Annotated in this window: 9 protein-coding genes, 1 tRNA gene and 1 pseudogene; 6 read left to right on the top strand and 5 right to left on the bottom strand. The window is 42.6% G+C overall.

Translation table 11 applies throughout. The features are described from left to right. Window positions 1-137: 137 nt before the first annotated feature. Together ABD772_RS11895 and ABD772_RS11890 are read left to right on the top strand one after the other, a co-directional pair. The gene (locus ABD772_RS11895; RefSeq protein ID WP_345104498.1) at window positions 138-1,505 is read left to right on the top strand and encodes an aspartate kinase; all 1,368 of its coding nucleotides are present in this window, start codon (window positions 138-140) and stop codon (window positions 1,503-1,505) included. Between the two features lie 1,139 nt (window positions 1,506-2,644). After that, complete coding sequence (locus ABD772_RS11890) at window positions 2,645-3,085, top strand: toll/interleukin-1 receptor domain-containing protein (RefSeq protein ID WP_345104495.1); 441 nt, start codon at window positions 2,645-2,647, stop codon at window positions 3,083-3,085. Between the two features lie 558 nt (window positions 3,086-3,643). Here ABD772_RS11890 and ABD772_RS17580 read toward each other — a convergent pair. Together ABD772_RS17580 and ABD772_RS11885 are read right to left on the bottom strand one after the other, a co-directional pair. Further along, window positions 3,644-3,778 (bottom strand): annotated as a pseudogene (locus tag ABD772_RS17580) (phage integrase SAM-like domain-containing protein); the annotation flags it as partial. 17 nt (window positions 3,779-3,795) lie between these two features. Continuing rightward, window positions 3,796-4,200 carry an Arm DNA-binding domain-containing protein gene (locus ABD772_RS11885; RefSeq protein WP_345104492.1) on the bottom strand — a complete coding sequence of 135 codons (405 nt, stop codon included), beginning with the start codon at window positions 4,198-4,200 and terminating at the stop codon, window positions 3,796-3,798. Between the two features lie 224 nt (window positions 4,201-4,424). On the opposite strand from ABD772_RS11885, the gene ABD772_RS11880 reads away from it, so the two are divergent. Continuing rightward, window positions 4,425-4,498: transfer RNA gene (locus tag ABD772_RS11880), tRNA-Ala, on the top strand. A 166-nt stretch (window positions 4,499-4,664) separates the two neighbouring features. On the opposite strand, the gene ABD772_RS11875 is transcribed toward ABD772_RS11880, so the two are convergent. Further along, window positions 4,665-6,161: a PAS domain-containing sensor histidine kinase gene (locus ABD772_RS11875; RefSeq protein WP_345104489.1), complete on the bottom strand. Its 1,497-nt coding sequence runs from the start codon at window positions 6,159-6,161 to the stop codon at window positions 4,665-4,667. A 296-nt stretch (window positions 6,162-6,457) separates the two neighbouring features. Then, the gene (locus tag ABD772_RS11870; protein WP_345104486.1) at window positions 6,458-6,919 is read right to left on the bottom strand and encodes an Lrp/AsnC family transcriptional regulator; all 462 of its coding nucleotides are present in this window, start codon (window positions 6,917-6,919) and stop codon (window positions 6,458-6,460) included. A gap of 152 nt (window positions 6,920-7,071) precedes the next feature. On the opposite strand from ABD772_RS11870, the gene metE reads away from it, so the two are divergent. Both metE and ABD772_RS11860 read left to right on the top strand, forming a co-directional pair. Beyond that, window positions 7,072-9,375: a 5-methyltetrahydropteroyltriglutamate--homocysteine S-methyltransferase gene (gene metE / locus ABD772_RS11865; protein ID WP_345104483.1), complete on the top strand. Its 2,304-nt coding sequence runs from the start codon at window positions 7,072-7,074 to the stop codon at window positions 9,373-9,375. A gap of 110 nt (window positions 9,376-9,485) precedes the next feature. Further along, on the top strand, window positions 9,486-10,442 hold the full coding sequence (locus ABD772_RS11860) for a methylenetetrahydrofolate reductase (protein ID WP_345104480.1): 957 nt from the start codon (window positions 9,486-9,488) through the stop codon (window positions 10,440-10,442). Between the two features lie 141 nt (window positions 10,443-10,583). Here ABD772_RS11860 and ABD772_RS11855 read toward each other — a convergent pair whose 3' ends face one another. Next, window positions 10,584-11,825: a sugar MFS transporter gene (locus tag ABD772_RS11855; RefSeq protein ID WP_345104477.1), complete on the bottom strand. Its 1,242-nt coding sequence runs from the start codon at window positions 11,823-11,825 to the stop codon at window positions 10,584-10,586. A gap of 229 nt (window positions 11,826-12,054) precedes the next feature. Here ABD772_RS11855 and ABD772_RS11850 point away from each other — a divergent pair, with 229 nt between their 5' ends. Then, complete coding sequence (locus tag ABD772_RS11850) at window positions 12,055-13,959, top strand: GxGYxYP domain-containing protein (RefSeq protein ID WP_345104474.1); 1,905 nt, start codon at window positions 12,055-12,057, stop codon at window positions 13,957-13,959. Window positions 13,960-13,963 lie beyond the last annotated feature (4 nt).

Genomic DNA, 13,963 nt, shown 5'->3' with positions numbered 1-13,963 from the left:
TTTAACGAGGACAAGTTAGCTGTTTTTTGTGCGATGTCAATACCCGGATACATCCTGTTCTTGGCAAGTTGATAATGATTATATACCACATGTGGTAGTTGCTTCTGGTTCTCATACAAATCCATTAAATTCGCGGCATGTTAACCGTAGAGAAGATTGGTGGCACGTCAATGAGTGCGCTGAAAGATGTTATCAATAACATTATCCTATTTAACCCTGAACAAGTTTACGGTCGCGTATATGTCGTGTCCGCATTTTCAGGTGTAACCAATATATTGCTCGAAAACAAAAAGACCAAAGCACCAGGAGTTTACAAAAAACTGGCAGACGGCGAGGATTACGGTATCGCTTTGTTAGAAGTAGCCTCGCAATTAAAAAGATTGAATGCCGAGTATAAAGATCTGGGACTCGATATAAAAAAAGCTGATGATTTTGTAGATACCGAGATTGAACAAGTTCTCCGTTACCTCGACAGCGCAACCACCATGCTGGCTTCCGGTTATTTGAATGAGGGCATCCTGCTTGCAGCACGAGAGATTTTGGCCTCAATTGGTGAAAGCCATTCTGCCTATGTGTTGGCCGCTATCCTACAAAATCAAGGCTTAAATGCATACCTGATTGACCTGGCCGGATTGCACGATAGCCGCGCCATGACCATCAACGAGCGCATAAAAGACGCTTTTAAGGACATCGATCTTAAAAGCAGTGTTTGTGTTGTCACCGGCTACGCCAAGGGCAAAGAAGGCATTATGCGCGAATTTGACCGGGGATACTCTGAAGTTACCTTCAGCAAGATTGCCGAGATACTTAAGCCGGAAGAAGCTATCATTCATAAAGAATACCACTTGTCAACTGCCGATCCGGGATTGGTAGGCGTTGAAAACGTAAAGCCTGTGGGCAACACCAACTATGATATTGCCGACCAACTGGCAGACGTGGGCATGGAGGCCATTCACCCTAAAGCATCTAAACCGTTAGAGATGGCAGGCATACACCTGCGCATTAAAAACACTTTTGAACCCGGGCACCCCGGAACTTTGATTACCAAAGACTATATATCTGATCTGAGCCGTATTGAAGTCATTACCGGTACAGATCGCCAATTAATTATTGATATTTATGATCCGCTGATGACTGGCAACGTGGGCTCAGACCTGGTTATTATGCAGTGTTTCGCAGATCACGGCGTTAGCTACACATTTAAAACGACCAGCGCCAACAGCATAAGTATAGTGATATGGGAAAATGATTTGCAAGCCGCACTCATCAACGCGTTGAAGGCAAAATTCGAGCGAGTTACCTACAAACCTATTGCCATGGTTTGCCTGTTGGGTACAAACATGGGGCAATCAAGCCTGTTGGCTAACGCTACCGCTGCATTAGCCAAAGCCGAAATACCGGTTATTGCTACGGGCATGGCCAGCGGCAGGGTAAACATACAATTTGTAGTAGATCGCGAACAATTTAAACCGGCTATTATTGCGCTGAATAAAGCAGTCGGATGATACTATTTTTTTTAAATAGGAAATGCTTTAATCATACCTAAACAGGTTGTTGGGACCAGCAATGTAGCCGATCTGTATTTAATTTATACGTCACGATGCACAGCGCTTATAGTAGCGCTGCATACTCGCGCCGGGGAGGCGATCGTATACCCGGCGGTGTTTGATATAGGCGTTGCCTGCGGCCCGCGCTATACACTCATACGCCTGCAGGCCTTAGCCACGCCGACTGCACCGGGGCTCTCGAAGTGCAGGTATCCGTTTCTATCGCTAACGCGGCCCGCGCGCTGATCCACGCGTGAATGTGTATCACTTTGGATCAAACGGATCACTTCGAAACCATATATAACTTAAAATCAATTACTTATGAAAACTAATACTTTCGTTTGGATCACTTTGGATCACTTCTCCTGACTTTTAAGTAAGTTTTGGATCACCTAAAATTAAATGTCAATGGAGATTTATGGCCGCAGACGCCCGGTCAGCAAGTTGAAAACTTACGGCGCTTTTGATCGCAGTTTCAATACTAACCAATTAGCAAACCACGCTACGAAAGAAAGATGATCTGTAAAGAACATTAAATCAATTGACTTTTAGTTCACTCTTGCTAATACCACTCTCACACCTCAGGTTCTAATTCAAGATTTTGAAGATTTTACTGTTTATAGAGGTAGTGAAAAGTCTGAATTGATGTTGAAAGGTTTTGTCCAACCTTACTTCTTATAAGGGAACGCTGCTTAAAGGATACTTTATCCAATTCAAGAAATATCAAAAATCTTTGTTTATAGAGGTTGTTGAAAAGTTGAATTGAGGTTGGTAGGTGAAATTCGTATTTTGCATTCTGTTAACATTATCAAACCTAATTAATTTTAAACAACATGGCACGGTGTACAGCACCAACTTATGGACACCGCACTGCTAGTGCAGCAGCAGCCTGCCCTGCATGCAGCGGGAGAAGCCGCTATAGCAGTTACCGTTCATACCCATCGTACGATTCATATTCATCACCTTATTCTTCATCAAGCAGCAGCTATGGTAGTCGTAGTAGTGGAAGAAGCAGTAAGCCAAGTTGGTCGCGTGCAAGTTCTCCAGTTTATTATACACCTGCTGAGGTTGTCACTCTAACGCCAGTACGTGAAAATGTGGAGAAACGAGCATCTTTACCTGACCTTCGGGATGTTTTCCTTTGCCATGCATGGGATGATCGGAAAGGGGCTGCTAAAGAATTACATGATTTGCTTGAATCAAAAGGAGTTTCTGTTTGGTTCAGTGAAAAAGACGTCGCGTTAGGTTCGTCTTTACTACGAGAGATTGACAAGGGGTTAGCGAAGTCACGGGTTGGAATTGTTTTGGTAACGCCTAATTTTCTGCGTAGGGTACAGAACGAAGGAATAGCAGAGAAAGAACTTTCGGCATTACTGGCACGAGATTTACTTGTTCCAATTGTTCATAATACAACATATGAGGCACTAAGAGAGGTAAGCCCATTACTCGGTTCACGAAGTGGACTCAGCACTAAAGAAAATACTATGTCAGACATCGCGGCTAAGTTGGGAGAGTTAGTTTCACCAGAGGTATGTTAATTCTCATTACTGCTAACTCATTCAATTCATGAATTATCAAATATCACTGTTTATAGGGGCCATGTAAATCTTGAATTAAGTTTGGACACTTATAAGAGAAGCTATATACCTTTTGATGATAAGGGTCAATGAATCAACATTCCTGTATTTGTAACTTCATATATTTTCTACATTTCTTTCCATTTATCCTCGTCCCTGTACGCTTTCACAGCTGTGCGGATTTTTACGAGCATCCATATTGGAATCGCAACATATATAGACGTATCAAGCCAGTAACCAATGAATTCGAACTTGTGATCAGGACTAAAGCTCGGTGCTTCATAAATTTTAAAAGGAAGGAATAACAATGTTATAATACATAGTGTAGAAATTAGTTTCCTATACCTAATAAAAAAAACGTGCATTGCTGTCTCCATGATCTTCAACGACATAAGGCTTGGTTAATAATTGTTCAAGATAATGAAAATCCAACTATATTAATTCAGGAAATCTCAAAAATCTTCGTTTATAGAGGCAGTATAAATCTTGATCGTTAACGGCCAGCTGCGGTTAAATACACTACCTTATATTGTAGAATATTCTAATAGTTCTAAGATATAAATACACTGTGTTGTGCTTAACGCCTCGTTTAACCTGAAAGCTATTGTATAGGGTTAAAAATTCGTAATTTATCTCTTCAAAGTAAATATCGTCTTCAGCATGAAAGCATTTTAGCGCGTTAACTGTAGATTCATAGACCCAGGCATTTCCGTTTTGTTATCTGCTTTCAGTTGTACAATCAAATCTTGCGCAAACTGATAAACAGTTTTTCTAGCTTTCACCGGTTTTTTGATTGGTACAACGGGTGCCAAAAACTCTTTTACCTTTTCGTCATCGGCTAAGAGCAATTGTGATTGTATATCCGCATAAGCCTTTTTAAGCTTGACATTTAATAGTTTGTGTTGTGAGTTGGATTTCTTAATGCACTTCGTTTCGTTGTCCCACTCGCTTTCTAAGACGTAAATTTTGCTACTTCTCGTAGTAGTCTTTCTTTTGTGACAAATCAAAAAGCATATAGGATAGCTCCCATCTGGTTTCACTTTTCTTTTGTCAAGGATCATTTTAATTGATGCCATAATCACTGTTGTTAGTGATCAGGCTTGCCGTAATTATCACATGCAGATACAGATTTTTACATGCATTTCACATGCACTTTTAAGACAACAGCGTACGTGACGTGATATACACTGGTTTGTGACTGAAAAAAGTTTAATCAAGCTTAAATATGCCTGTATAACAACGCCTTAACTATTCACTCTTGCTAATCCACAACTTTTTACTACATTTGCCATCCGCAAAAGGGGGATTAGCTCAGCTGGCTAGAGCGCTTGCATGGCATGCAAGAGGTCATCGGTTCGACTCCGATATTCTCCACCTGATAATTGGCACTTACGAAATATTGTAAGTGCCTTTTTTATTACCTTCCTACTAACCTCGAAACGATATAATTATCTATAATACGAAAGACCGATATTTATTGCTTGTCCTACGTTAAGGCACGGACATTTAATATTGCGATGCCCGACCATATAGTTGATTATTATAGAAGCATGATCGTGAATTTGGTACCGACATCGACCGCGCTTTCTACATAGATACTGCCGCCCATGGCCTCCACCTGGTTCCTGGTAATAAAAAGCCCGATCCCCTGGGCACTGTCATGTGAGTGAAACGTCTGGTACATGCCAAATACTTTATGCCCATATTTCTCCAGATCTATGCCCAGGCCATTGTCTTCGACAGTTAGGTAAACATGACCGTTTTCCATTTTAGTCTCACAATGGATCGCAGGAACGCGACCCGGATGATGGTATTTCAGCGCATTCGATAACAGGTTATGAAAAATACTTTCTAAATAAGCGGGCAGGTAATACACCGATGGACAACAGGTAAAATCTGAAGTAATGATAGCCTGAGTGGCCTGGACGGTGCTTTGCAGAACGTTGATTACATTTTTAAAAAGCGCTTCCAGATCGATCGGGGTGTTTTCATTGCTGGCATCGAAATCGATCTTAGCGATTTCATTGAGATGTTCAATAGTAGCATTTAAATTATTGCCACTCTTTTTTATCTGGGCAAAGATCTCCTGGCGCTCATCCCGACATTCCGCTTCTTCATAAAGATCGATCATAGACCGTAAATTCCCCACATACGAGCGTAAATTATGCGCGGCGATATGCGTAAAGTTTTGTAACCGGCTGTTTTGATGGCTGACACCTTTCAACATAGTCACCAACTCGTCTTCCCGGTGTTTAGTTAAATGTATATCCTGTAAGATGCCTTTAACCATTTGACATTCCCCTTGATCACTGATTATTGCTACCGCTTTTATTTTAACCCAAAGTGCGCTGTTTCGGAGTGTCCTTAACCTAACCTCCAGTTCAAAGGGCCGGCCGCTCTGCAGGCAGGCTTCAAACGCTGAATGCAGCATAGTGCGGTAGGCCGGGTCTATAAAACTTAAAAACCTATCGGCTGTGACCTCGGGGCGCTGTAATTGTAATATTTCCAGTGCTTCGTTGCTTAAAAGCAGCCTTTTACTGGCGGCATTCATTTCCCAGCCTGCTAACTTCGCCAGGCCAGCGGTGACAGTTAGTGCATTACTAACCGCCGCTGCTTGTAACAAGTGCGATCTGTAGGGATGAATGTTGATCAGGGTACCTGAAATGATAGAGCCCGCGTGTTTATACGTGCTGCTTTGAAACCATTCGTAACCGGTTTTAGTTAGAAGCCTGATATGAATTGCCTGGCCATGGGCGGTGCTGCTTTTGACAGAGGCCAGGAAAGCGTTTTTATCCTCGTGATAAAGCAGATTTTCAACAAAGTTGGAATGAGAACATTCTATTTCGTCGGGTTCGTATCCCAGGCACTTATAAAAGCCAAGCGACCAGGTCGCCTTTTTAGTAGATACATTGAAAGTCCATATACCCGCATCAGCGGCATTGATGATTTGCGCAAGATCGGATGAACTGTCGACAAAAAGAGTATTCTCAAATACATTCATGTTCACCCTACTGCTGGTGATGTCCGAGATCACCATCGGTCCTTAAGCTAATATAGTTTTCTTCAAATAACAGCCTCATTTGCATGCCACATTATCGCGAAAGAGACGTAATCATTTGTTTTTCAATTATTTTAATCGTTGCAAAACTAAATATAAGTTTTTTTAATTTAAAATTATTCTGACACTTACCCTAAAGGATTTGTTCAAAACTTTCTTTAGAAAACAGCTTTCCGGCGAAATAGTACTCGTCATTGTATATTTTTAAAACTCCAATCAAAGCCCTGCTACAAGCAGACTTTTATTTTGTTAAAGCCGTTAAGACATTCTTATATTTATATATTAATATTATAAGAGTTTTTGTTCTCGCACATTACAAATGTGCTATGCGTGCTGCCAATGCTTTTTACAGACCCAAGTTTATTAAATACAAAATCCTGGTAGTGCTTCATATTTCTGGCATACACTTTTAGCAGAAAGTCGTAGTCGCCCGAAATGTTGTAGCATTCCACAACTTCATTCAGCCGCATAATATCGGTAACAAACTCATGGCCAATGCTCTTATCATGCTGTTTAAGCCTGATATTGCAAAAAACAATCAACCCGTAATCCAGCTTTTCGGCGTCTATCAGAGCGATGTATTTTTTAATGTAACCACCGGCCTCAAGTCTTTTCACTCTTTCAAAAACCGGCGACGGTGACAGATTGACCCTGCCAGCCAGCTCTTTGGTAGTAACATTGGAGTCTTCTCCTAATAGTTTTAACAATTTTATATCAATCTCGTCCAATTCATTCATAGAATAATATTCTTTTAAGTCAGCAATCCGACCATAAACCCGGTTAAATATTCCAAAATATATCCGAATATAGATTTTTATTGCCGAAAATACAATAAAATCAGGTGTATAAATCTTTGTTTATAGATTTGCTCAGAAAAAATATCAAAGACATGCTAACGCAAAACCTCGGCTATCCACGCATTGGTGGCCAACGACAACTTAAAAAAGCCAGCGAACAATATTGGGCAGGCAAAATCGATCTGAATGAATTAAATAGCGTTGCTCATAAAATCAAGGAAGACAACTGGCAAACACAATTGGATGCCGGTATTGACCTGATCCCCTGCAATGACTTTAGTTTTTATGATCAGATGCTGGACATGAGTATGCTGCTGGGTGTTATTCCACAACGTTATCTGCCGATATCTGCAGTAAAAACCAACAGCGAAATTGACCTTTATTTCGCTATGGCCCGCGGCTACCAAAAAGACGGCCTGGATATCACTGCCATGGAAATGACCAAATGGCTTGATACCAACTACCACTATATAGTGCCTGAATTTAGAGCTAAGCAAACGTTCAGCCTATCCTCAGAAAAGGTCTTTAATGAGTACAATATGGCTAAGCAATTATTGGGCAAAAAAGCCAAGCCGGTTTTAGTCGGCCCGGTAAGCTATTTGCTGCTGGGTAAAGAAAAAGAAGAAGGTTTTGAGCGTATCGATCTAATTAAAGAGCTGGTGCCCGTGTATATCGAGATTATCAATCGCCTTAAACAAGAAGGCGCCACCTGGATACAATTAGATGAGCCTTGCCTGGCGCTTGATCTCTCCAAAACAACAAAAGAAGCTTTTGAGTTAGCTTATTGCGCCATTGCTAACCGTGTGAGTGGCGTTAAATTATTGGTGGCCACCTATTTTGAAGCGTTGTTAGATAATGCACAATTGGCTGTGAGCCTGCCGGTGTCTGCTTTGCACGTAGACCTGGTACGCGCTCCTGAACAATTAGAGGAAGTTTTAGCTTTAATACCCGATTATCTTCAGCTTTCGGTCGGCGTAGTAGATGGCCGGAATGTCTGGAAGAATGATTATGAAAAATCATTACAACTGATTAACAAGGCAGTTGAAAAATTAGGCAGCAACCGAATTATCATTACGCCATCTTGTTCACTAATTCATAGCCCGATTGACCTTGATCTTGAAACAACTATCGACCCCGAAATTAAAAACTGGATGGCTTTTGCCAAACAGAAACTTAATGAAGTAGCTGAATTAAAGCAGATAGCAGAAGGAAATCAGCAATTGCTGCTATCCAATAAAGAAGCCATTGCAAGCAGACGTTCATCGCGAAAAGCACACAAACAAGTGATAAAAGACAGAGTGGCCGCTATCACTGAAGAATATGCCACCCGAGAAAGTGCTTTTCCGGTGCGGCAGCAGTTGCATCGCGAACGTTTCAATTTGCCTGCCTTCCCTACAACTACCATAGGTTCGTTTCCGCAAACTGATGACGTCCGCCGGTTACGCGCCAGACACAAAAAAGGTGAACTAACCCTTGAACAGTATGAAAAGGCTATTGAACAGGCCACTATCGACGCCATTCGCTGGCAGGAAGAGATCGGCATTGATGTGCTGGTACATGGTGAGTTTGAGCGTAATGATATGGTGGAATATTTTGGCGAACAATTGGATGGTTTCCTGTTCACTAAAAACGGCTGGGTACAAAGCTATGGCAGCCGCTGTGTGAAACCACCAGTTATTTATGGCGATGTTAGCCGACCGGCAGACATAACCGTACGCTGGAGTAAATTTGCAGCCGCGCAAACCGATAAACCCATGAAAGGCATGTTGACCGGCCCGGTAACTATGCTGCAATGGTCGTTTGTTCGCGATGATCAGCCGCGCGAGGCGACCACTAACCAGATAGCGCTGGCTATTCGTGATGAGGTTGTAGCTTTGGAGCAGGCAGGTATAGGCATTATTCAGATCGATGAAGCTGCTATACGCGAAGGATTACCCTTACGCAAAGCCAAACGTCCGCATTACCTGGATTGGGCGGTAAAAGCATTCCGCATAACTGCAGGTGGTGTAGAGGATAAAACTCAAATTCATACGCACATGTGTTATAGCGAGTTCAATGATATCATAAAGCATATTGCTGCTATGGATGCCGATGTGATCACTATTGAGACCTCGCGTTCGCAAATGGAGCTGCTGCTTGCCTTTGCCCATTTTGAATATCCAAATGAGATTGGACCGGGTGTTTATGACATCCACTCGCCACGTGTACCAGGCGTCGATGAAATGGTATCATTATTGGCTAAAGCAGCAGATTTGTTGCCTGCGCAAAACTTGTGGGTAAACCCCGATTGCGGTTTGAAAACGCGAAAATGGCCCGAAACTAAAGCAGCATTGAAAAACATGGTAGCTGCGGCCAGGCAAGCTCGTGAGCTAATTGGTACCGAACGCATCATTTAATAATAATAACTGCGGGCAATATTGGCTGCAGTTATTATTTTTACAAAATAAATAATTGATAAGAAGAGATATTTAATTTTAAGTCTATCGCTTCTGAAACTTGAATACTTATGTTCTTAAATAAGATCAAATCCGGCGCATCCGGTATTTTAACTTATGGTATTACGCCGCCAAAATCAGAAACCACCCCTGAACGGGTTACTGAAATTGCTGCAAAAACTATTGCCAGGCTTATTCCATTAGACATCGACGCATTGGTTGTGTACGACGTACAAGACGAAGCTGCACGCACGGCAGAGGAGCGGCCATTCCCTTTTCTGAAAGCGCTGGATCCGTTTGAGTTTGCAAGCGGGTACCTCCAAGACCTGAAGATACCTAAGATCATCTACCGCCCGGCAGGTAAGTTCTCCAACGAAGAATTATCAGATTGGCTGGACGATCTGCAAAAGAATCATTTTTACCCTGTGTTTGTAGGCGTGCCCGCGCCCGACTTCCCGGTTAAAACAACTTTACCTGAGGCTTATAAGATCTGGAGCAAGCATAAAAGCGCTTCTGTAGTGGGTGCGGTGACTATTCCTGAAAGACATGAAGTACTAAGAGATGAAGATAAACGGATATTGGATAAGGTAAGTTGTGGAGTATCTTATTTTATTTCGCAATGCGTTTTTAATGTAGCTTATGCCAAACAAGTTATCGAAGACCTTAGCCATACCTGTATAAAGGAAAACGCGAAGTTTCCGACTATTATATTCACACTTACTGCCTGCGGATCGGCGAAGACACTGAGTTTTATGGAATGGTTGGGCATTCATATACCTGACGACTTGAAAGAGGAGCTTAAGAACGCCGAAAATATGCTCGAAAAGTCTGTTAACGTTTGCCTGGAAATTGCCGCCGAGCTAACGACATTTTGCGCCCAACATGCAATCCCTTTCGGGTTCAATATTGAAAGTGTAGCTATTAAAAAAGACGAAATCGAAGCATCAATCTATATGGTAAATAAAATTGGAGAGCTGCTCGATAAACAAGGTGTCCGCAAAATAAGCGCAGCTTCATCGGCTTTATAATCGACTGTAAAAAAATAAGCTATCTCCTAATACCAGTAAAACGGGTATATATATCTGGAGGCCATCAGCCGGCCACTATGAGCTTTGGGTAACCGTAAAAGGCGAAGCAAATAGCCAAACACCTTATATCATTTTAAAAACTTACGCTTTGGCTGTTTTAACTTTATAAAATTTAAATCCGAAAAGGAAGATTACTACATAACAAATAATCGGCAGGTAGTAAGCTTGAGCTACATCATGGTTTGCAATCTGACCCATAATGTATGGGAAAAATGCACCACCAACTACGCCCATTGCAATGAATGATGATGCTTGTTGCGTGTGTTTGCCTAAGTTTTTCAAGCCCAGACTAAAGATGGTTGGGAACATGATACTGAAGAAGAAGTTGATCATCAGCAAAGCGATGTATGACGGCCAGCCCAGGTGTTGAGCCACAATGATACACATCAAGATATTGCCGGCAGCAAACGTCGCCAGTAATTTGTTAGGCGCTATAACAGTCATCAATGAGGTGCCAACAATACGGCCTGCCAGCATCATCCCCATAAATAAACTCATAAAGTAGGCTGCTTTGGTGTCACTGAAGTGCATGACGTTAGTACCGTAGTTAATAAAGAATGCCCAGGTACCGCCTTGTGCAGCTACGTTAAAAAATTGCGCTACACAAGCCCATACAAAGTGGCGGTGCTGAATTAATGGTTTCCGCGGCGCTAAATCTACGTTTAATGCATCCGGATCATCAGAATGGGTTGCGGCATGCGGATCTGTTAAAGCCGGAATTTTTAAGAATACAAATGCCAGCGCTATTAGCAAAACCACCACACCTATGCATACGTACAGCGTTTTAACCGAGGTTAAGTCGGTGTTTTTTACGGTGTCGCCGCTTAGTAAGAAGAACCCACCAATAAGCGGCCCGATAATGGTACCTACTGCATTAAAGGTTTGGGCAAAATTTACGCGCAGGTCGCTTGAACGCTGGTCGCCAAGCGAAGCAGCAAATGGGTGAGCAACAGTTTCGAGCGTCGCCATACCGCAACCTACAATAAACAGGGCTATCCTGAAAAACGTGAACGATGCCGCATTAGCCGCCGGAACAAATAAAAATAAACCGGCTGCAAATAATAGTAACCCTAATATCACACCCGGTTTGTAGCCATACTTTTTCATGAATAAACCCGCAGGAATACTCATGATAAAATAAGCACCGAATACAGAGAACTGGATCAGTCCTGAATCAGCAATTGAAATATTTAATACGGTTTGGAAGTGTTTGTTCAATACGTCACTCATGGCGTGCAATACGCCCCACATTAGGAACAATGACGTGACGAAAATTAGTGTGACAACGAATTTCTTTTCGGTAAATGCTGCTTTTTGGCTCATTTGTTTAGTTGGTTAATGTTGAATTGCTGCAAGCTATTGCAGTCTGATGTATTGATAAGTACTATGAATAAGTTGTTTAATAGCTAAAATTGGTTTCGGTATTGTCAGGTTAGACAATTGTTTATTTTATAGCCAAAAAAACAAATTTTATTAATCAATTCATAATAATTACCACATTAAATAATTGTTGGCAAACGCTACATTTGCTGCACCAATTATATTACAACCAATGAAAAAGAATGTGTTTGTACTGGCGTTAGTGCTGGTTACTATCGGCTTTAATTCTGTTTTTAGCCAGACTAAAAAATTGCCACCGGTCGGTATGATAGATTTGCAGTTTACCCTGCAGTTTGAACGCGGTGATAAACGGGCTATCGATAACGCCTGGGATTATGTTCACACCATAGCTTCATTACAAGGTATCGTCAACCGTGCCACACCGCAGCTATATATCTTCCTGATCAAAAATGGCAATGCCGATATTGACCGCTACTGGTGGAACAAATACCGGGCGCCCGGTAAATGGCTTAGCAAGCGCGACACGATAGTTTATAAAAATGTAGTGGACATCATATCCGCGTATAAAAATAAAATTAAAGGTGCTGTAGTTTATGATCCCAACGTGGCGGCTACCAGTAATGTCGCTTCATCAATTGCCGGGGTTGATGATTTGATTGTGGTGCGGTATGATACCGACCCGCAAAGCTTGTACTCTCAAATTATTACCGGCGGGCCGAAAATCCCGGTGCGTGTCAGTCTGATTAATAAAGACGGTTCGTCCATGTTTACAGGTAACGGCATTATACCCGGTACTAAGCGCGCATCAAGCGGCTCTGCCAAAGATGACGCCTATCTGTGGTTCCTGGAAAAGTACATGAAAACGGGCAGGGTTAATACCAAATATGGTGCTTATTATATTGATCAGCAATGGTTAAAACAGCCGTTCCTGGTTAATCATAATCATCATACATTATCAAATCACGATTTCTTTATCAGTCGCCGTGGTTTCTTTTTCGACCTGAGCCCCTGGGCAGACGAGCCGGCTACCGATGACCCCGGCCAGGCTACAGGCACAGATGTAAATACTCTGAAAGAAATCTTGCTAACAGCTTATAAGCAAAATAAAGGCACGGACTATACTTACCTGGGTGGCTTCCCCCCTTGGGCATTTAAATATACCAAACATGCTAAAGGCAGGCATGAGGATGTGGCAACCGAGTGGGAATATTCGCGTATCATCAGCGCTTACAACGCTTTTAAAGATGCGGATGCTATTGGCTATGGTGCTTTGGCAAATGCTTCTTTCTGGCAGCACTTTCCGCTTAAAAAGGAATACAAACAAAACTGGACAACGCCTGCCCGGCTGCAAAAAAAAGGGTACCTGACCGCCGATGGCAAGATCGATTACAAGGGCCGCAACTTTCTGGTATTTTATGTGGGCGATTACGATGCGTCGTCATGGGTGTCGCAAACTACGCCTACTTTGTGGGATGACCCAAACCGGGGTAAGGTGCCTATGATGTGGTGTATCAGCCCGGTTTTGGCCGAGCGTGTGCCGATGGCGCTGGATTATCGCCGGGAGACCGCCAGCCCTAATGACTATTTCGCTGCCGCGGATAATGGGGCAGGGTATCTGATGCCGGGCATGCTGCAGGCACCACGTCCGCTTTCAGGTTTACCTGATGGATTGGATGCCTGGGTAGCGCACAACAAACCCTACTACAAACAATGGGGGCTAACCATCACCGGTTTTATTATTGACGGACAGGCGCCGGGGTTGAATCAAAAAGGTCTGGATGCTTATGCGGCGTTTAGTCCGAATGGGATCGTACCGCAGAAAGTGCCTTTGACTTTGCTGCATGGCGATATGCCGGTTATCAGGTCGGATGCGGACGTGAACCAGGACGATCCAAAAGTAGCCGCCAAAATGGTTTATGATAGGGTACATGCACGGAATGTGCCTTTTCACTGGTTCCGGAATATTTTGAAAAGCCCGTCGTGGTATGTGCAGGTAGTGGCCGAATTGAAAAAGCTGGACCCTAATATAGAACTCCTTACTGCGCCCGATTTCTTTGAACTATACCGTATCTACCTGAAACAAAACCCTGACGCGGCCCAGGGCAAAATCAAGTAATGAT

The sequence above is a fragment of the Mucilaginibacter panaciglaebae genome, from assembly GCF_039539265.1.
Lineage (GTDB): Bacteria > Bacteroidota > Bacteroidia > Sphingobacteriales > Sphingobacteriaceae > Mucilaginibacter > Mucilaginibacter panaciglaebae.
Note: the sequence above shows the minus strand (reverse complement) of the source record. Positions and strands in the feature narration are given on the sequence as shown.

Bases quoted from the DNA above. Each gene is read 5' to 3' on its own strand.
- ABD772_RS11860 (WP_345104480.1), top strand. From the start codon at position 9,486: ATGTTCTTAAATAAGATCAAATCCGGCGCATCCGGTATTTTAACTTAT.
- ABD772_RS11875 (WP_345104489.1), bottom strand. From the start codon at position 6,161: ATGGTGATCTCGGACATCACCAGCAGTAGGGTGAACATGAATGTATTT.
- metE (WP_345104483.1), top strand. From the start codon at position 7,072: ATGCTAACGCAAAACCTCGGCTATCCACGCATTGGTGGCCAACGACAA.
- ABD772_RS11855 (WP_345104477.1), bottom strand. From the start codon at position 11,825: ATGAGCCAAAAAGCAGCATTTACCGAAAAGAAATTCGTTGTCACACTA.
- ABD772_RS11885 (WP_345104492.1), bottom strand. From the start codon at position 4,200: ATGGCATCAATTAAAATGATCCTTGACAAAAGAAAAGTGAAACCAGAT.
- ABD772_RS11850 (WP_345104474.1), top strand. From the start codon at position 12,055: ATGAAAAAGAATGTGTTTGTACTGGCGTTAGTGCTGGTTACTATCGGC.
- ABD772_RS11870 (WP_345104486.1), bottom strand. From the start codon at position 6,919: ATGAATGAATTGGACGAGATTGATATAAAATTGTTAAAACTATTAGGA.
- ABD772_RS11895 (WP_345104498.1), top strand. From the start codon at position 138: ATGTTAACCGTAGAGAAGATTGGTGGCACGTCAATGAGTGCGCTGAAA.